The following is a 17,935-nucleotide window of genomic DNA, read 5'->3' as shown; positions in this document are numbered from 1 at the left end:
CGCAGGCGTAAGCATTGCTGGACCGAACGCAGCCTGATCCAAACCGGAGCGCCGGGGATGTCACATCCGACGGCGTTCAGCAGCAATTTGCCGAAGACAAGCCACAGGGCTTCCGGCCGCTGAACTGGCTGAAGCGCGCCGGTCAGTTCTTCTTCGCGCTGTCCTTCTCCAGCCTGACCCGCCGTATCGTCTCGCTCAACCTTGCCGGCCTCGTCGCGCTGGTCGCCAGCATCCTCTATCTGTCGCAATTCCGCGCCGGCCTGATCGACGCGCGGGCGCAGAGCCTGTTGGTTCAGGCCGAGATCATCGCCGGCGCGATCGCGGCCTCCGCCACGGTTCAGACCAACGCCATCACCATCGATCCCGACCGGCTGCTCGACCTCAAGCCGGGCGAGACCTATGGCGGCTCGGACGAATATTCGCCGCTGGACTTCCCGATCAATCCGGAGCGGGTCGCGCCGGTGCTGCGCACGCTGATCTCGCCGACCAAGACGCGCGCCCGCATCTACGATCCGAACGGCAGCCTGCTGGTGGACAGCCGCAACCTCGAAAACGTGCTGCGCTACAATCTGCCGCCGCCGGCCGAAAAGCCCGGCATCGTCGAACGCGGCATGGTCGCGGTGCGCACCTGGCTGAACCGCGGCGACCTGCCGCTCTATCGCGAGCTCGGGCCCGAGAACGGCAACGGCTATGCCGAGGTGAGCGATGCGCTGCAGGGCCAGAAGCGCTCGATGGTGCGGGTCAACGTGCGCGGCGAGGTGATCGTCTCGGTCGCGGTCCCCGTGCTGCGCTCGCGCGCGATCCATGGCGCCTTGATGCTGTCGACGCAAGGCGACGACATCGACCAGATGGTCACCGCCGAACGCCTCGCCATCCTGAAGGTCGGCGGCGTCGCGGCCACCGTCATGATCATGCTGTCGCTGCTGCTCGCGAGCACGATCGCCGGGCCCGTGCGCCGGCTCGCCGACAGCGCCGAGCGCGTCCGCCGCCGCATCAAGGCCCGCATCGAGATTCCCGATTTCACCCGCCGCCGCGACGAGATCGGCCATCTCTCGGGCGCATTGCGTGACATGACGAGCGCGCTCTACAGCCGCATCGAGGCGATCGAGATGTTCGCCGCCGACGTTGCGCATGAGCTGAAGAACCCGCTGACCTCGCTGCGCTCGGCGGTCGAGACGCTGCCGCTGGCGCGCAACGAAAACAGCCGCGCCCGCCTGCTCGAGGTGATCGAGCACGACGTCAAGCGGCTCGACCGCCTGATCTCCGACATCTCCGACGCCAGCCGCCTCGATGCCGAATTGCAGCGCCAGGATGCGATCCCGGTCGATCTGCGCCGCCTGCTGACGACGCTGGTGTCCGTTGCCAATGAAACCAAGCTCGGCCACGACGTCGCGGTCGAGACCCGCCTCGAAGGCCGCAGCCCGACCGACACCTTCGCCGTGACCGGCCACGATTCACGGCTCGGGCAGGTGGTCTCCAACCTGCTCTCCAACGCGCAGTCGTTTTCCGAGCGCGGCAACAAGGTGCGCCTCACCTGCCGCCGCGTGCGCGGAGAGATCGAGATCGTGGTCGACGATGACGGCCCCGGCATTCGCGACGACGCGCTGGAGCGCATCTTCGAGCGCTTCTACACCGATCGTCCGCATCAGGGCTTTGGCCAGAACTCCGGCCTCGGCCTCTCGATCTCCAAGCAGATCATCGACGCCCATGGCGGACGGATCTGGGCCGAGAACCGCGCAGGCCCGCCGGATGACGAGGGCGTGCCCACAGTTGCCGGCGCGCGCTTCGTGGTGCGACTGCCGGCGCTATGAGCCAAGATAGCTTGAACGAAGGTAGCTTGAACGAAGGCAGCTTGAACGAAGGCAGCTTGAACGATGGCTCGCCCAGCGTGCACGCCACCGCGGTCAAGGTCGGGCCTCTGGCGGTGCTGATCCGCGGGCCCTCGGGCTCCGGCAAGTCGCGCCTTGCCTTTGATTTGATCATGGCGGGACGTTCGGGCGTGGTCGACAGGGCCGTTCTGGTCGGGGATGACCGTGTCCATCTGGCGACAGTCGGCGATGAAATTGAGGTCCGCCCCGCGCCCCGCCTTGAGGGCCTGATCGAGATCCGGGGTCTCGGGATCCGCCGCTGCGACTTCGTGGAGCATGCGACCGTCGGTCTCGTGGTCGATCTCGACGCCGCGGACGCCGAGCGCCTGCCGCCGCCGGAAGCCCTGAAAACCAGCATTTCCGGTGTCGAAATACCGCGAATCCCCGTCGGCCGCGACACTTCACCCCTCCCCCTGGTTGTTGCGGCCTTGACCACTACCAAGAGTTCATCTTCCGTTAACCCTTCAGGCGATTGTTTGAAGGGAAATGGTAACCATATGAACCCCACTATCGCGACCGAATAGACCGGCGCAGCTCCCCTCATCCATCCGTCTAGATTCAGGGAGATACGCAACATCCCCTCTTGCGCAGGGGCTCTGGATGGTCAAAGTGGCGCGTTCGTGCGGTGCACCAAAAGCGCCCGCGAGGAGTTTTCCGATGATTGGTCTAGTACTTGTGACCCACGGGCGCCTTGCCGACGAATTCAAGGCAGCGCTTGAACATGTCATGGGCCCACAAAAGCAAATCGAAGCGATCACGATCGGCGCCGAAGATGATTCCGATCTCTGTCGAAGCGACATCATCGAGGCGGTTAACCGCGTCGATTCCGGCGATGGCGTTGCGATCCTCACCGACATGTTCGGCGGCACGCCGTCGAACCTTGCAATATCCTGCATGAGCCGGCCCAAGGTCGAAGTGCTCGCAGGCATCAACCTTCCCATGCTGGTGAAGCTCGCCAAGGTCCGCGAGGAGCGTCCGCTGCCGGACGCGATCGCGATGGCTCAGGAAGCGGGCCGCAAATACGTCACCATCGCCAGCCGGGTGCTCGCCGGCAAATGAGCGACGACGCGCCACAAGCGGGGACAGGCGTGCCCGCGGGCGCGATCTCCAAGGATCTCCTGATCATCAACAAGCGCGGCCTGCATGCGCGCGCCTCGGCGAAGTTCGTCCAGGCCGTCGAGCGCTTCGACGCGCAAGTCTGGGTGACGCGCGGCGGCGAGACCGTCGGCGGCACCTCGATCATGGGCCTGATGATGCTCGCCGCGGGACCCGGCACCACCATCACCGTCGCCGCCGCCGGCACCGACGCCGAAGCCGCGCTCGCGGCGATCACCGAGCTCGTTGAAAGCAAGTTCAACGAGGAAGGGATTTAGCTGCCCGTTGTCATTTCGGGGCGATGCGCAGCATCGAACCCTTTCACGCTTGGCGTGCCCCGGAACGACGACAACCTCACTTCCCCGGCGGCGCGATGTAGATGTTCCAGCTCATCGACGGGCCGGCTTTGCCGTGGGTGAAGCGGCGGGTCGTCATCACGATGCGTTCGGCGTTGGGCGCGGTCTCCGACACCCATTTCTCGAACGCAGGCAGACGGCCGTCGGTCGGATCGAACACGCCGATGAAACCGTACTTCTTGGCATCGTCGCGCGAGGTCAATCCGGAATCCCAGGCCTCCAGCGGCAGCAATGCCGAGGGATGATCAGGACTGTAGAAGACCAGCGGCTGAATCTGCTCCATCGTGCCGGCAACGACGGCCCAGCGCGAGGCGAAGCGGCTGTGCCAGGCTTGCGTCAATTCGCGCGCGAGCTCCGAGCGCGCGCCGTAAATCTGCGCGTTGCCGGCATTGGCCGCCATCTCGCGCGCGGCGATCCAGGGCGAGGCGGCGAGCGTCGCGACGCTGAGCACGAGCCAGATCGCGGTGATGTTGAACAACACTGCGCTCTGCACCCGCAGCGCCGGAATCGCGACCAGCGCCAAGGGCACCAGGAAGAACAGCGAGATGCCCCAATCCGTCTTCATGTAGATGCTGAAAGCGAGTGCACCGAGCGGCGGGCCGACCGCAACGATGACCTGCACGATCCAGACATTCAGCGCCTGCGAAAGGTTGACGCCCGGATTGGCGCCGCGCGCCCAGGCGCGCGTGACGATGCGCGAGGGCGCGCGCAGCAGCAGGTTGAACCACGGCGGCACCCACGCCATCGCCAGCGCGGCGAGCGCCACCGGCAACGCCAGCAGCGCAATGTTATGCAGGGCATAGCCGGCCACGAGCTGATGCAGAAGACGGTCGTCATGGAGACTATAGGTGTCGCCGGCATAGGTCAGCGGCACGAAATGCGCATCCGCCAGCCAGACGATGTGCGGGATCATCGCCGCGACCATCGTCGCGATCGCCACCCACGGCGCCGGCGAGGCGAGGAATTTCATCCGCTCCGGATGGATCAGCGCGGCAAGGCCGATGGCGCCGATCATGGTCAGCACCCAATATTTGGTCATCAGCGCCAGCGCGCCGGCAAGGCCGAGCCAGAGGCCCGATTGCCAGCTGCGCTTCTCGAACGCGTTGAGATAGGCGAGCACGAGCAGCGGCAGCGTGACGAGCTGCAGCAGGTCCGGATTGTACTTGAAGCCCTTGAAGTTGAAGATCGGGTAGAGCGCGACCATCACCACGGCCAGGAACGCGCGCCGCGCATCCACGACGCGCAAGGCCACCAGCCAGCAGATCACCATGCCGAGGCCGACGGTCGCCATCGCCAGCGCGTAGGTCGCCCAATCCGTCGCCGGGAACGCCGTGAACCAGAGGCCGGCGACCCAGCCCGACAGCGGCGGGTGCTTGCCGTAACCCCAGAGGAATTTCTGGCCCCAGCCCCAGGCTTCCGCGACGTCCATGTGAACGTCCTGCGCGGCCTTGAGATTGATCAGGATGAAGGTCCAGAGCACCGCATGCAGGATGGCGAGCTGGATCACCAGCCACAATCTCGCCTCCGGGCGGATTGCGCAGGCGACCAGCCAGGCCCGGAAGCGGTCGAAGCTCAGGCGGGTTTTCGCGCGTGGTCGGGCGGACGAGATCGACGTCGTGGACATGGGCGCCTGCGTAGCGCGTTTTGCGCCCGAGTGAAATCAGCTTGACGTGAATGCATGACCGCCCGGCCCGCAAAAACGATGCGAGATCACCGCGCCAGCATTTCGGGGCGATACTCAAAATGCATCGTGTCGTAGTGATACCATTTGCCGCCCCAGATGAAGCCGTGACGCTCGAAGATATCGACGATCTCCCGCGGCATCCTGTTCTTGTAGGGAATGGACTTTCCGCGGCCCGCCCATAGCCAATAGTCGGAATATTTCAAGTTCAGATCGATCGCGACGGCATAGCCATGCATGCTCATCTTGCCGGTGTCCGCGACCGGCCGGCACGACAGCACTCCGGCAATCGGATAGGCCGCAGCCTTCAGCTCCGGTTCGAGCTGGTCGATCTCCGCGGACACCTCCTTGAGCCGGTCGGCCACACCATTGATCCGCGTCACCCGGACCGCCTTCCCCCACGAACGCGGCAGCCAGGTGATGGTGACGAGATTGCGCTGCACCGCTCCGTTGCGGCAGTCGCCATACATCTTCGTGAAGAACGGTTCGTTCCGGAACCGTCCGGGGTCGGCGTTCACCGCGGGCGGCCCGGACGCACCGACGGGATACGGCAATCGGAGCTGGTCCAGGATCGAGGCATCGCGCAGGCGCTGATCGAACGTCTTGTCATCAAGGCCATCGTCCACCGGCATCGCAGTGCCGTCGCGCCACAGGATCTGCTTGCCGTCGTGACTGGCGAGGAAGTCGGGATAGGCACGCACCAGCCGGTCGAGAAGCTCGGTCCTGGTTTGGGCGCCTGCCGGCACGGACGCAGCCACGAGCGCGGCAAGGATTTGCATCGCTCGAAACGCAGCCTTCATCGACGCTTGCCAGCCTGATCGAGCAGCGCGACATTCGCTTCCTCGATCGCATTGAGTTTTGAATTCCATGTGCTCGGCGAATACCACGGGAAACGTTCGAAGCGGGCCTTGAGGTCCGCCGCTTCGAAATATCGTCCCCGCCGCGCAAAGATCTCGTTGCGCGCGATACGGAGCTCGTCTTGGGACAGTCCGCGCAGGTCTGCGACCGTGAGCAGCCGTCGATCCGAATCGGGAAAGATGAAGCCGCCTGGCGCAGGACCGCCGGATTCATAACGATCGATCAGGGCCACATTCGCCTTCTCGACGGCGTTCAACTGCGGATCCCAGGTGTGGGGCACGTACCAGGCGAACCTGCTGAACCGCGCCGTCAGATCGGGCGAGTTGAAGTAGCGGCCTCGCCGCGCAAAGATTTCGTTTCGCGCGAGGCGCAGCTCATCCTTGCTCAGCGCCCTCAAATCGCCATCGGCAAGAAGCCGGCTGTCGGAATCCGGAAACAGAAGATCCGATTGGGTTCGAGCGGCCGCAGCCGCGGACGGCGTGGAATTCGCAGGAGGCGTTGAGATCGGCGCCGGCACGTTGACCGCGGCGACCTGGCCGGCCGGCGTGCCCGAAAAGTAAAATGATCCGTCGATCGGCGAGGAGGAGACCCAGGGCTGCTGGTTGCTGCCGGTGGCGCGCTTGACGAGAAGTCCCACCTGATTGAACGTTTGAAGCACGTCGAGGCCCGGACGCTGCATCGTCTCGACCAGCGCGCGCGTGTAAGGGCTGTGTCCGTCGGATCCGTCGAGCGCGACGTTGCCGGGTTGCGTCGCATAGGAGAGCAGCGTTCCCTCCGGCGCCCGGATCTGCGCGAGACCGCTGTCGGAGCCACGCAGGCCGCGTCCGCCAAACGGATTGTTCCTGCACGCATCGAGAATGACGATGTTCAGCTTGGTTCCTGCGCCGTCCATCTGCCGAAGCACCAATGCGGCGTCGACCATCTGGAAATCGACGTCGGTCTCACGCGTCGGATTGGCGGAAATCGGCACGAGGTAATTGGTCCCGCGGACCTGGATGCCGTGGCCAGCGTAATAGAACAGGGCGACGTCCGCGCCGATCAACTGGTTACCGAAGCGCTGGACCGCTGCGTCGAAGCTGGGCTTGTCCAGCTCGACCTGGGCACCGCCGCCGACCAGCGTGAAGCCGAGCTTCTGCAACGTATCGGCCACCAGCACCGCGTCGTTCCGGGGATTTTCCAGCCGTGACACGCTCTGGTAGGCGGAATTGCCGATGACGAGGGCGACGCGCCTTTCAGCAGCGGCCGGGTGGGCAAAACACACTGCAAACAGCAAGGCGAAAAGAAACTTCCAACACATTGCCCATTTCCGTGACAGAAAGCCGGAAAGCTAGCAGAGCCGGCCCCTGAAATCGATGGCTGCAGGCCGGATTGCAGCGGCATGGCGGATCGATCTCCGCCCCTTCCCGGACCGCCGCAAGCCCGGGCGGCTAAACCCCTCCAGAGGCTCCTCCGTGCGGACGCGGGAAGACCAAGTGAATGGTTGCCGCACGGGGATGTGAGTGGTATCCCGCGCCCATGACGACCGTCCCCATTTCGAACATCCGCAATTTCTCCATCGTCGCCCATATCGACCATGGCAAATCGACGCTGGCCGACCGCCTGATCCAGATGACCGGCGGCCTCTCCGACCGCGAAATGGCGGGCAAGGAGCAGGTGCTCGATTCCATGGACATCGAGCGCGAGCGCGGCATCACGATCAAGGCGCAGACGGTGCGCCTCGCCTACCGCGCCAAGGACGGCAAGGACTACATCTTCAACCTGATGGACACGCCCGGCCATGTCGACTTCGCCTACGAAGTCTCGCGGTCGCTGGCGGCCTGCGAGGGTTCCCTGCTGGTGGTCGACGCCAGCCAGGGCGTCGAGGCGCAGACGCTCGCCAACGTCTACCAGGCGCTCGACAACAATCACGAGATCGTCCCGGTCCTGAACAAGGTCGACCTGCCCGCGGCCGAGCCCGAGAAGATCAGGCAGCAGATCGAGGACGTCATCGGTATCGACGCTTCCGACGCGGTGATGATCTCGGCCAAGACCGGTCTCGGCATCCCAGACGTGCTGGAAGCCATCGTCACCCGCCTGCCGCCGCCGAAGGGCGACCGCGACGCGACCTTGAAGGCGCTGCTGGTCGACAGCTGGTATGACGTCTATCTCGGCGTCGTCGTTCTCATCCGCGTCGTCGACGGCGTCATGAAGAAGGGCAGCCGCGTGCGCATGATGGGCACGGGCGCTGCCTACGACGTCGAGCGCGTCGGCTTCTTCACGCCGAAGATGCAGCAGGTCGACGAGCTCGGCCCCGGCGAGATCGGCTTCATCACAGCCGCGATCAAGGAAGTCGCCGACACCCGCGTCGGCGACACCATCACCGACGACAGGAAGCCGGTCACCGAAATGCTGCCGGGCTTCAAGCCGGCGATCCCCGTGGTGTTCTGCGGCCTGTTCCCGGTCGACGCCGACGACTTCGAGACGCTGCGTGCCGCGATGGGCAAGCTGCGGCTCAACGACGCCAGCTTCTCCTTCGAGATGGAGACCTCCGCCGCACTCGGCTTCGGCTTCCGCTGCGGCTTCCTCGGACTTCTGCACCTCGAGATCATCCAGGAACGGCTGTCGCGCGAGTTCGACCTCAATTTGATCGCGACCGCGCCGAGCGTCATCTACAAGATGAAGCTCACCGACGGCACCGAGCTCGAGATCCACAATCCCGTCGACATGCCTGACGTGGTCAAGATCGAGGAGATCCAGGAGCCCTGGATCGAGGCGACGATCATGACGCCCGACGAATATCTCGGCAGCGTGTTGAAGCTGTGCCAGGACCGCCGCGGCTCACAGAAGGAGCTCACCTATGTCGGCTCCCGCGCCATGGTGAAATACGATCTGCCGCTCAACGAGGTCGTGTTCGACTTCTATGACCGCCTGAAATCGGTCTCCAAGGGCTATGCCTCGTTCGACTATCATCTGACCGACTACAAGCCGGCCGATCTCGTCAAGATGCAGATCCTCGTCAATGCCGAGCCGGTCGATGCGCTCTCCATGCTCGTGCATCGCACCCGCGCGGAAGGGCGCGGCCGCGCGATGGTCGAGAAGATGAAGGAGCTGATTCCGCCGCACATGTTCCAGATCCCGATCCAGGCGGCGATCGGCGGCAAGGTGATCGCGCGCGAGACGGTGCGCGCCCTGCGCAAGGACGTCACCGCGAAATGCTACGGCGGCGACATCACGCGCAAGCGCAAGCTTCTGGAGAAGCAGAAGGAAGGCAAGAAGAAGATGCGGCAGTTCGGCAAGGTCGACATCCCGCAGGAAGCTTTCATTGCCGCGCTGAAGGTGGATAGCTGAGGCGGGGGCTGGCGACGCGCCGGCCCGACCTCAGTACCCGGCCAAACAAAAAACGCGAAAACAACCCCATGCACAGTAGCCGCCCCCTTGGCGGCATTGCGTTTTTTGGGAGCTTACGAAGCCGGTTTGCTCCGTCGGGCAAAACAGGGCTACCGTGAGAGCATCGCGGAAGGCGTGATGCAAGCGATCACGTCCGATCCCTGACCGATCACGCTTTCTTCGCCGCGACGTACCGCGCGAAATTGTCGAGGATCGCCTGCCAGCCGCCCCGCTGCTGCTCCTCCGAGTGCGTGGTTTCGCCATCGAACGCGACGCGGACGACAACGCCGTTCGGACCGGGCACGAACTCCACCTCGGCCTTGCGATCGCCGAAAGCGTATTCGATCCGCTTGTGCTCGACGATCTTGGTGTAGGTGCCGGCGAAGTCGAAGCCCATGCTGCCGTCCTTGGCTTCCATCCGCGACGAGAAGGCGCCGCCTTCGCGCAAATCGACCGTCGCCTTGGTCGTGTGCCAGTCGTCGGACGCCGCATTCCACTTCACGATGTCGGCGGGCGTCGTATAGGCCTGCCAGACCTGGTCGATGGGGGCGGCGACGCTGGTTTCAACGGTGATCCTCATGGGCATTGCTCCAGTTCATTCCTGCAGTCGAGGTGCGACATCACGTCCCGCGTGCCGCCATGGGCGGCACTTTTCGGGACTTGTCACCCAAGGACGATTGAAACCCGTCGGCGCCGACATGGTCGAGCGAAAAAAAATCGTCGGGAGACGCGTCCACCTGCGCGCAATCAGCGCGTCAGCAGATCTTTTGAAAACGGTCGCGCCAGCGCGATACCTTGACCGGCGGCAGCACGTAGCTCTTGCCTTCGGCTGCGACCCTCAGGGGCTGGCCCGCCCCCAAAAGATCCAGGACGCGGTTTTCCAGCATGCGCCATTGATCGTCGGCGAGCCCGGGATGACCAAGGTCCGCCTGGTTGAACATCGAGGTGTTCGGCGGGAAGGACTGAGGGCCCGCGTATGCGAAGCCGGCGAACTCCATCTGCGTCTTGCCGTTGCCGATCGTGATCGAGGCTTCGGTGTGGTCCTTTGTCGGCGCGTTCCCCGGATAGACCGCATCCAGCTCAAAATGCGAACCGCAGCCGATGCGGAACACGGTCTTGCCGCGCGGGTCGGAAGAGGCGAGCCATGGCCGATCCTGGCGGTCCATTTCGAACGTCCATGCACCGCTCCACATGTCCTTCGAGGGGCCGCCGGCCGCCGTTGCCGCAGACAATCCGAGCCACATCAGGGCGAGGGCAAGTTGGAGCCGTCTTGCACGCTTCGTCATGGTCCCCTCAACGCGAACCGCGATGAACATTTCACAAAGGACTTCTCGACTGGCCTGCTCAGATCGGCCTTGTCTTCCCTCGAATGGCCATCGACCGTTTCAGGACTTGGTCAGCATCGGCAGTGCGACCTTGATTCCTGTAGATGCCGGCGAGGTTGTCCAGGACACCAGCAAGATCCGGATGATTGGAGCCGAAGGTTTTCTCGAAAGTCGCCACCGACCGCTTGAACAGCCGCTCGGCCTCGCTGTTTCGCCCCTGACGCGCATAGAGTGCACCGAGATTGTTCAGCGCCTGAGCGACGTCGGGATGATCGGGACCGAAGGCCTTCTCGGCCACCACCATGGACCGCTTCAGAAGCCGCTCTGCATCGGGATAGCGATGCTGCTGGATGTAGGTATCTGCCAAATTGTTCATCAGCACCGTCGCTTCGGGATCGTCGGGGCCGAGTGCTTTCCGCACCACGGCGAGGCCCCGCTTGAACAGCGGCTCGGCCTGATCGTATCGGCCCTGGCTGCTGTAGACGGCGCCGAGATTGCACAATGGCGACACGATCAAGGGGTCATTGGCGCCGAGCACTTTCTCGTCGATGGCGATCGATCGCTTCAGGAGCGGCTCCGCTTCCGCGAAGCGCCCTTCCGCGCGATAGAGATCGCCGAGATTGTTCAGCACCATGGCGACTTCCGGATGATCCGGGCCTAGCGTCTTCTCGCGGATGGCCAGCGCCCGCTTGTACAGCGGCTCGGCAACGGCGAATTCGCCGAGATTGTGATGGATCGTGCCGAGGTCGCTCAGCGGCATCGCGACGCGCGCGTCGTCCGGGCCGAACTGCTCCTCGTGAAGGGCCAGGGCCTTCTGGGCCAGTGGCAGCGCTTCCGCGTACTTCCCTGCCTGATAAAGCACCTTCATCTGCCGCGTGAGCGCGCCTGTCTCGCCCTCCTCGCCGTAGGAGGGCGAGCCGAACGACAGGCTCAAAGCCAGCGCGGCGACTGCAACGCGGATCGATGCTGTCAGGGTCTTCATCGCGTCTTTCTCTCGTCCCGGCAAAAGGGGACCAACACGCCGTTGGTGCTCCCAAAAGCCGGACAGGTTCAAGGCGGCGGCAGCTGTGCGCAGCCGCGAGAACAATCACATCGTCATTGTCCGAGCTGCTGAAGCACGGCGAACCACAATGCGAGCGGCTCCCTGAGGGCGCCCGGCTCGGACGGCTTCTGGCGAACGGCGGTGTGCACCATGACGAGCTTGGAGGCTGGATCGACCAGTATGACCTGACCGCGGATGCCGAGTAGCGCAAATCTGCGCGGCTCGCCCGGCAGGAGCCACACCTGATAGCCGTAGCCGAAATAGGATGTGGCGACGCCCGGAGCGAGATGACCATCGCCTGGTCTGACGGTCGTGGCATCGAGCAGCCACTGCCGCGGGATTAATTGGCGGCCTTCCCAGGCGCCGTCGTGTGCGAGCAACCGGGCCAGGCGCGCATAATCGCGCAAGGTCGCGTTGAAGCAGCAAAAGGCAATCTCCTGCCCGCTGCCGTCGATCGCCCACGACGCATCGGCCTCTGCGCCGATGGGGTCCCAGATCCGGTCGTGAAGATAGTCGGCAACCGGCGTGCCCGTGGCGGCGCGCAGGACCAGGCCAAGGATCTCGGTTTCAACGCTTGCATAGTGCCATTTGGTCCCCGGCGGCGCGCTTCGGGTGTTGAATTGCGCGACGATTGCCGCGGGGTCTTTCGGCTCATCGACGAACAGCGCCCGCCCAAGCCGGGCGATGTCGTCGTTGCCATCGTAGACTTCCGAGAATTCGACGCCCGACGACATGTTCAGCAAGGCCCGGATGGACGTGTTGCCATATTCCGTTCCTGCAAGCGCGGGGACGTAGGTCGAGACGAGGTCGTCAATCGACTTGATCCGTCCCTCCGAGACCGCGATGCCGACCAGCATGGCAACCAGCGTCTTCGCCATGGACTGCGAGACAAAGCGGTCGCGGTCGGTCCGCGCATATTGATAGTGCTCGTACAGGATGGTGTCGTCCCTGGCGATCAGGAGTCCCGTCGCCGGGTTGCGCTTGAGGTAATCCGCGATGCTCAGTCGCTCGTTACCAAAACTGTAGGCAATCGACGGCTCCGTCGCGCGCTTGAATTGCCATGGCGCCGCCGCGCGACCGATCGCGCGCGAGCGGTATAGCTCGTCGAAATGGCTGTAGACCCCGACCAGCTTGTCGATCTGGGGGGCGCCGCCCCGCGTGCCGACCGGGTAACCCTGAGCCGCGCCATAGAGTTCGGCATCGGGGCCGCTCTCGGAAAAGACCGGCCCCGGATCGCCGGAGGAGGTTTTGCCGTCCTGTGCGTATGCTGGAGGTGCCGCGACCGCGGCAGCAAAAATGATGGGCATGACAAGCCAGCGGCAACCGCGTGGCCTGCAGACTGCTCCCCATGTCATTGAACTTGCCTCCTCACACGTTCCTGTGTGTGCGCTTGCGAACGCGGGCCAGTGACGGGCGTCATGCTATCATGACGGGCAGACGGTGTCAGCGTGCGGTCGCAGCCTGCCTTGCCCTTCACCGCCCAATGGGCCACCATCGCCGCGCGCAGCATCAACAAAACCAAGAGCGCCGAGGAAACGCAATGAGCAAGCCATCACGCTTCGACTATGGCTGGGTCGTCGTCGCAGCGGGAGCGCTGATGACCTGTGTCGGGTTCGGCACGATGCTGTCGCTGGCGGTGTTCCTGCAGCCGATCTCGGATGCGATGGGCTGGTCGCGCGCCGGCGTGTCGGCGGCGGCGACACTGGATTTCCTCTGCATGGGATTTGCCGCGTTCCTCTGGGGCGCGCTGTCGGACCGGTTCGGCACCCGCATCGTGGTGCTCGCGGGAAGCCTCTTGCTGGGCCTCGGCCTGGTCACCGCGAGCCAGGCGACGAGCCTGTGGCAATTCCAGCTTTGCTTCGGCGTGCTGATCGGCATTGCCGCCGGCAGTTTCTACGCACCGATGATGGCGCTGGCGAGCGCCTGGATCGAAAAGAACCGCAGCCTTGCGGTGGCGCTGGTCTCGGCCGGCATGGGCGTCTCGCCGGTGACGATCGCGCCGACCGCGAGCTGGCTGATCACGGCCTATGACTGGCGCACCGCAATGCTCGTGATCGGCATCGCTGCATGGGCGCTGCTGATTCCCGCCTGCTTCCTGGTACGGCCGGCGCCGGCAGCGGCAGGCGCCGCGACCGCGAACGCGGCACCAGAAGCCGAGCTGACCGCGGCGCAGGCGTTGCGCACGCCGCAATTCGTCGCGCTGGCGGCGGCGCATTTCGCCTGCTGCGCCGCGCATTCCGGCCCAATCTTCCACATGGTGTCCTATGCCATGGTGTGCGGCATCGCCCCGCTCACGGCGGTGACGGTCTACAGCGTCGCCGGCGTTTCGGGCCTCGGCGGCCGCCTGCTGCTGGGTGCGCTCGCCGACCGTATCGGTGCAAAACCCGTGCTGGTCGGCGGCCTGTTCGTGCAGGCGATGTGCATCGCGACCTATCTTGCCGTCGCCCAGCTCGGCGAATTCTACGCGCTCTCGGTCGTGTTCGGCCTCGCCTATGGCGGTGTGATGCCGCTCTATGCGGTGCTGGTCCGCGAGTTCTTCGGCGCGCGCATCATGGGCACCGTGTTCGGCGCGGTGTCGGCCTTTGCCAGCCTCGGTATGGCACTCGGGCCGTGGGCCGGCGGGCTCGTGTTCGACAATTTCCAGCAATACACCTGGCTGCACGCCGGCTCCTTCGCCATCGGCCTCGCCGCCGTCGCGGTGGCACTGAGCTTTCCGACGAAGCGCAGGCCCTCGCTCGACTTTGGCCGCGCTGCGGCGTGACGAGGGAGCGGGCCGGCAGCCGGGCATCACGGCACGGCCGCGCCGGTGACCGCGGTGGTGGGCGCCGTCTCGCGCGGCGCGCGACGCCCGTTCAGCAACACGCCGATGAAGGTGAAGCGCACCCGGAGTTGATAGCTCGCCAGCATCGGAACGAGCGCCGCGACGAGGATGATCGTGAACTTCAACGGCCCGGGCCAGGCACGCTGCGACACCGCGACCTGCAGCGCCATCACGATCGGCATGTGGATCAGATAGAGCCAATAGGAGGCATCGGCGAGGTAACGCCTGATCGGGCTGAAGCCGGACATGAAGCGGAGCGCGAGGCCGATGAAGGCGAAGGTCGAAATCCAGATCGCCGGAGCATACGGGATGGCGGCCACGAGCCTGAGCGTCTCGGCGCGGACCGGCGGCTTCGGCGCACCCGGCGCTGAACTCATCACGCCTGACAGCACGAAGCTGGTCAGGATCAGGCCAAGCGCCAGCACGAGATTCCACAGCCAACGCCGCTCCAGGGTCCGCAGCAGCTCGATCTGCCGGTGCAGCAGCCAGCCGACACCGAAGGCGGTGCCGAAGCCGATCCAGGCCTGCGCGTTGGTGACGAAGGATTGATCCGGCGTCCTCACGCCGACCGCGCCAGCCCATCTCGGGTCGAGGCTGAAGGCGATGCCGATCGGGATCGCCAGAACCAGCGAGGCCAGCGGGTTTTGCATGATCCCCGCGAAGAGACGGTCCAGCGCCGTTCGCAAAGCGCCTGACGCATCGAGCCAAACGACGAGGCTGCGCAGCAGGAGGGCGGCGGCATAGAGCTCCAGCAGCACGTAGAGAAACCAAAAATGGGCGAGCGGGAAATCCGGCAGCACCGGCCAGTTGCGCATACCGGCCGTCGGACCGCCATTCGGAAACTGTGATGCCCAGTTCACGGCCAACGCCATGACCGGAAACACCATGGGCCAGAAGATCACCAGCGGCAGCCCGATGCGCTGCAACCGGTCCCTGACGAAGCCCCCAATCCCCCGGCGATGAAAGCTCATCCGAGCAAAGAAGCCCGCCATCAGGAAGAAGGTCGTCATCCGGAACACGTGGATAGAGAAAGACAGGAAGCCCACGGAAAGGCTTGGATGGGTGTCCTGGATGAACCAGAACCGGGGCGAGACGGGCACGAACGATAACGCCGCGTGCAGGACAATGCCAAGCAGCAGGGCAAAGGCCCTGACTGCATCGAGGGCGTGCAATCGTTCGGACGCAGAATTGGCGGCGATCGGAGGGGGCATGGTCAGGCTCGCTGATGAGGACTAGGCTCCCAGCCTGCCCAATCACGCCCGCGCCTTCTCGCCGAATCCGGAAATCGGCTAACCGATGTCGCGGCGCCACTGGCCGATTTCCTGATCGCGCGCCGAGCCCGGCGCCGTTTGGACCAGGGCGTCGCGCCGAAATTCGCTCGGGGTCATGCCCGTCTCGGCCTTGAAGGCGCGGTTGAACGGACCGATCGACTGAAAGCCGGCATCCATCGCAATGGTCAGCACCGGCACCTCGCGCTGGGCCGGATCGGACAGCGCCGTCTTGGCATCTTCGATGCGATAGCGATTGAGGAAGGCATTGAAGTTGCGATAGCCGAGGCCTTCGTTGATCGCCTGCCTGAGCCGATACTCGGGAACGTCGAACCGCGCGGCGAGCGCCCCGATTGCAAGTCCTTCCTGCCGGTAGACCCGCTCGACGGTCATGACATGATCGAGCCGCCGGAGCAGGAGGGGATCGACCGCTACTCCGCCGGTCGTGGCACGATCGGCCCTTCGGGCCTGCGGGCTGATGTCACCAGGCGCAATCGCTGCCGTGGCGTCGTTGGCCGTGACGGCCGTCGGCATGCCAAAAGTCCCCACGCCGGCCAACATAGCCACCACGAACAGGCACAGCGCGGTCGGAAAGCTCCCGGCGCCACCGGGGACGACGACGGGAATCGCCGCAAAGCCAGCACCGGCCACCACCGCAATGAGCCCGACATTGATCGCGAGCATCGCCAGCCGCAGCCGGCGTCGCCGCGCTACAAGGTCGACGCGCCAGGTCTTGACGGTCTGGACCGCGGCTGCGACCGCCAGCCCCAGAGTGACCAATGACAGAACCCGACCACCGGCCCCGGCCAAGGCAGGCCAGTTCGCCCAACCCAGTGTGAGCGCGAATCCGAAGGCGACCATGGCAAGCCAGACCGCGCCGTGCCATCGCTTCAGCACGAAATCGTCGTCGAACGCCGCGCGCGCCCACAGCCAGAACACGGCGGGTTGCGCCGACAGGATCGGCAACACCCACCACCAGAACGCCTTGGGAAAGTATGGCGCGGTCGTGATGGCGTAGAACACGCCACCGGCCGACATGGCCATGCCCAACAACGTGTGCTGATCGGTGGCTCGACGCAGCAGCGCCACGATAATGATCAGCAGGAACACCCCGCTCACCGCGCCGCGCAGCCCGAGATCGACAGCCGTGAGCCCCATCGCGGTCACACCTTGTGCCATGCACTTCCCCTCGAAGACGGCGGCCGATCCGAACCGGATCTATGGCGCGTCATCGAGCTCGCGCTCCATGACGATCGTGCGTTCATCACCATGGTAGCTGTCGCGCACCACCCTGAACCCGAGCCTGGCATAGAATATCTCCGCGGTGACCGAGGACGAGAGTGTCAAGGCAGGAATGTTTCGCTCGCGTGCGACACGCTCGACCTCCGCCATCAGCCGCTTGCCGATACCGCGGGCCTGGGCATCGGGTGCCACGAAGACGGTACGGACGACGCTGCCATCGAGGCCTGCCGTTCCAACGACGCGGCTGCCGATGGCGGCAACGAAGATCGTGCGCTGCCCGATCAGCTGCCTGACTGAGTCCGGGTCAAAACTGCACTCGATCCTTTCAATGATCGCGTCCGTGTAGTCCTTGGCATTGGTCTCGCGCAGCGCACGCACGATGACCTCACTGATGCCATCGGCGTCGTCTTCGCGCGCGGGCCGGATCGTGCACTCCATGGATCGCTTGTCTGAAACCGCTGGAAGGACTGGAAGCTTACCCTGCACTGCACGACCGGTCATCGGCTTGTCGCGCGAGCAAGCCCAATGCTACCATTGGTAGCATACTCGTAGCAAGCCCACCGAGAGGACGCGATGGACCAGCCGATCCGCGGCGATGCGAAGGCGCCGGCCATGCCGACGCCGCAGCAAGCGTCGATGAGCGAGATCATCGACGCCCTGGCCGGCGGACGGATCACCGCCACGCTGCTGACCGAGCTCTATCTCGCGCGTATCGAGGCCTATGACCGCAACGGGCCCGCGCTCAATTCGGTTCGCGCGCTCAATCCCAATGCGCGCGCGATCGCGGGCGAGCGCGACGGCATCAGGCCATCGGTGGAGCGGCCGCTGGCCGGCGTGCCGATTCTGCTCAAGGACAACATCGCCACCGGCGACAAGCCGCAGACCACGGCGGGCTCGCTGGCGCTGGAAGGGGCGCGCGCCTGGAGCGAGCACAAGCTGCTGCGGCTGGCACACGCCTTCGAGCAGGCAACGCGGGCGCGCAAGCCGCCGCCGGAGCGCTGAGTCTTCCGGTC

Annotated in this window: 17 protein-coding genes; 7 read left to right on the top strand and 10 right to left on the bottom strand. The window is 64.9% G+C overall.

What is annotated here, in order from left to right; genetic code table 11:
- Window positions 1-14 precede the first annotated feature (14 nt).
- The 4 genes from XH83_RS03715 (at window position 15) to XH83_RS03700 (ending at window position 3,241) form a co-directional block, all read left to right on the top strand.
- Window positions 15-1,811 carry a sensor histidine kinase gene (locus XH83_RS03715; protein WP_194405736.1) on the top strand — a complete coding sequence of 599 codons (1,797 nt, stop codon included), beginning with the start codon at window positions 15-17 and terminating at the stop codon, window positions 1,809-1,811.
- A gap of 56 nt (window positions 1,812-1,867) precedes the next feature.
- The gene (locus tag XH83_RS03710; protein ID WP_194408153.1) at window positions 1,868-2,392 is read left to right on the top strand and encodes an HPr kinase/phosphorylase; all 525 of its coding nucleotides are present in this window, start codon (window positions 1,868-1,870) and stop codon (window positions 2,390-2,392) included.
- Between the two features lie 133 nt (window positions 2,393-2,525).
- The gene (locus XH83_RS03705) at window positions 2,526-2,927 is read left to right on the top strand and encodes a PTS sugar transporter subunit IIA (protein ID WP_007597752.1); all 402 of its coding nucleotides are present in this window, start codon (window positions 2,526-2,528) and stop codon (window positions 2,925-2,927) included.
- A complete protein-coding gene (locus tag XH83_RS03700) occupies window positions 2,924-3,241 on the top strand; it encodes an HPr family phosphocarrier protein (RefSeq protein WP_097657200.1) in 318 nt (105 codons plus the stop codon). The genes XH83_RS03705 and XH83_RS03700 overlap by 4 nt, the downstream gene beginning before the upstream one ends.
- Window positions 3,242-3,317: 76 nt before the next feature.
- Here XH83_RS03700 and XH83_RS03695 read toward each other — a convergent pair whose 3' ends face one another.
- The 3 genes from XH83_RS03695 to XH83_RS03685 all read right to left on the bottom strand — a co-directional run bounded on the left by XH83_RS03695 (window position 3,318) and on the right by XH83_RS03685 (window position 7,155).
- Window positions 3,318-4,943: a glycosyltransferase family 39 protein gene (locus XH83_RS03695; protein WP_194405735.1), complete on the bottom strand. Its 1,626-nt coding sequence runs from the start codon at window positions 4,941-4,943 to the stop codon at window positions 3,318-3,320.
- 86 nt (window positions 4,944-5,029) lie between these two features.
- On the bottom strand, window positions 5,030-5,800 hold the full coding sequence (locus XH83_RS03690; RefSeq protein WP_194405734.1) for a M15 family metallopeptidase: 771 nt from the start codon (window positions 5,798-5,800) through the stop codon (window positions 5,030-5,032).
- A complete protein-coding gene (locus tag XH83_RS03685; RefSeq protein ID WP_194405733.1) occupies window positions 5,797-7,155 on the bottom strand; it encodes a YARHG domain-containing protein in 1,359 nt (452 codons plus the stop codon). Before XH83_RS03685 ends, XH83_RS03690 begins: the two co-directional genes overlap by 4 nt.
- A gap of 218 nt (window positions 7,156-7,373) precedes the next feature.
- Here XH83_RS03685 and lepA point away from each other — a divergent pair, with 218 nt between their 5' ends.
- A complete protein-coding gene (gene lepA / locus XH83_RS03680) occupies window positions 7,374-9,185 on the top strand; it encodes a translation elongation factor 4 (protein ID WP_194405732.1) in 1,812 nt (603 codons plus the stop codon).
- Window positions 9,186-9,393: 208 nt separating this feature from the next.
- Here lepA and XH83_RS03675 read toward each other — a convergent pair whose 3' ends face one another.
- The 4 genes from XH83_RS03675 to XH83_RS03660 all read right to left on the bottom strand — a co-directional run bounded on the left by XH83_RS03675 (window position 9,394) and on the right by XH83_RS03660 (window position 12,898).
- Window positions 9,394-9,804 (bottom strand): SRPBCC family protein, encoded by a 411-nt coding sequence (locus XH83_RS03675; protein ID WP_194405731.1) that lies wholly within the window; start codon window positions 9,802-9,804, stop codon window positions 9,394-9,396.
- Between the two features lie 175 nt (window positions 9,805-9,979).
- Entirely contained in the window at window positions 9,980-10,510 is a 531-nt protein-coding gene (locus XH83_RS03670; protein WP_194405730.1) for a hypothetical protein, read from the bottom strand.
- Window positions 10,511-10,568: 58 nt separating this feature from the next.
- Window positions 10,569-11,531 (bottom strand): tetratricopeptide repeat-containing protein, encoded by a 963-nt coding sequence (locus XH83_RS03665; RefSeq protein ID WP_194405729.1) that lies wholly within the window; start codon window positions 11,529-11,531, stop codon window positions 10,569-10,571.
- A gap of 113 nt (window positions 11,532-11,644) precedes the next feature.
- Window positions 11,645-12,898, bottom strand: coding sequence for a serine hydrolase (locus XH83_RS03660; RefSeq protein WP_246776411.1), 1,254 nt, complete (start codon window positions 12,896-12,898; stop codon window positions 11,645-11,647).
- Between the two features lie 233 nt (window positions 12,899-13,131).
- Here XH83_RS03660 and XH83_RS03655 point away from each other — a divergent pair, with 233 nt between their 5' ends.
- A complete protein-coding gene (locus XH83_RS03655; protein WP_194405727.1) occupies window positions 13,132-14,352 on the top strand; it encodes an MFS transporter in 1,221 nt (406 codons plus the stop codon).
- 26 nt (window positions 14,353-14,378) lie between these two features.
- On the opposite strand, the gene XH83_RS03650 is transcribed toward XH83_RS03655, so the two are convergent.
- From XH83_RS03650 to XH83_RS03640, 3 genes are all read right to left on the bottom strand, one after another.
- The gene (locus XH83_RS03650; RefSeq protein ID WP_194405726.1) at window positions 14,379-15,623 is read right to left on the bottom strand and encodes an acyltransferase family protein; all 1,245 of its coding nucleotides are present in this window, start codon (window positions 15,621-15,623) and stop codon (window positions 14,379-14,381) included.
- A 78-nt stretch (window positions 15,624-15,701) separates the two neighbouring features.
- Window positions 15,702-16,838: a helix-turn-helix domain-containing protein gene (locus XH83_RS03645; protein ID WP_194408152.1), complete on the bottom strand. Its 1,137-nt coding sequence runs from the start codon at window positions 16,836-16,838 to the stop codon at window positions 15,702-15,704.
- A 60-nt stretch (window positions 16,839-16,898) separates the two neighbouring features.
- Window positions 16,899-17,423: a GNAT family N-acetyltransferase gene (locus XH83_RS03640; protein WP_371746257.1), complete on the bottom strand. Its 525-nt coding sequence runs from the start codon at window positions 17,421-17,423 to the stop codon at window positions 16,899-16,901.
- 72 nt (window positions 17,424-17,495) lie between these two features.
- Between XH83_RS03640 and XH83_RS03635 the strand changes: the two genes are divergently transcribed.
- Entirely contained in the window at window positions 17,496-17,924 is a 429-nt protein-coding gene (locus tag XH83_RS03635) for an amidase family protein (protein ID WP_194405724.1), read from the top strand.
- Window positions 17,925-17,935: the final 11 nt, after the last annotated feature.

Source organism: Bradyrhizobium sp. CCBAU 53351, assembly GCF_015291745.1.
Taxonomy (GTDB): Bacteria; Pseudomonadota; Alphaproteobacteria; order Rhizobiales; family Xanthobacteraceae; genus Bradyrhizobium.
This window is presented reverse-complemented; position numbering and strand designations above follow the sequence as displayed.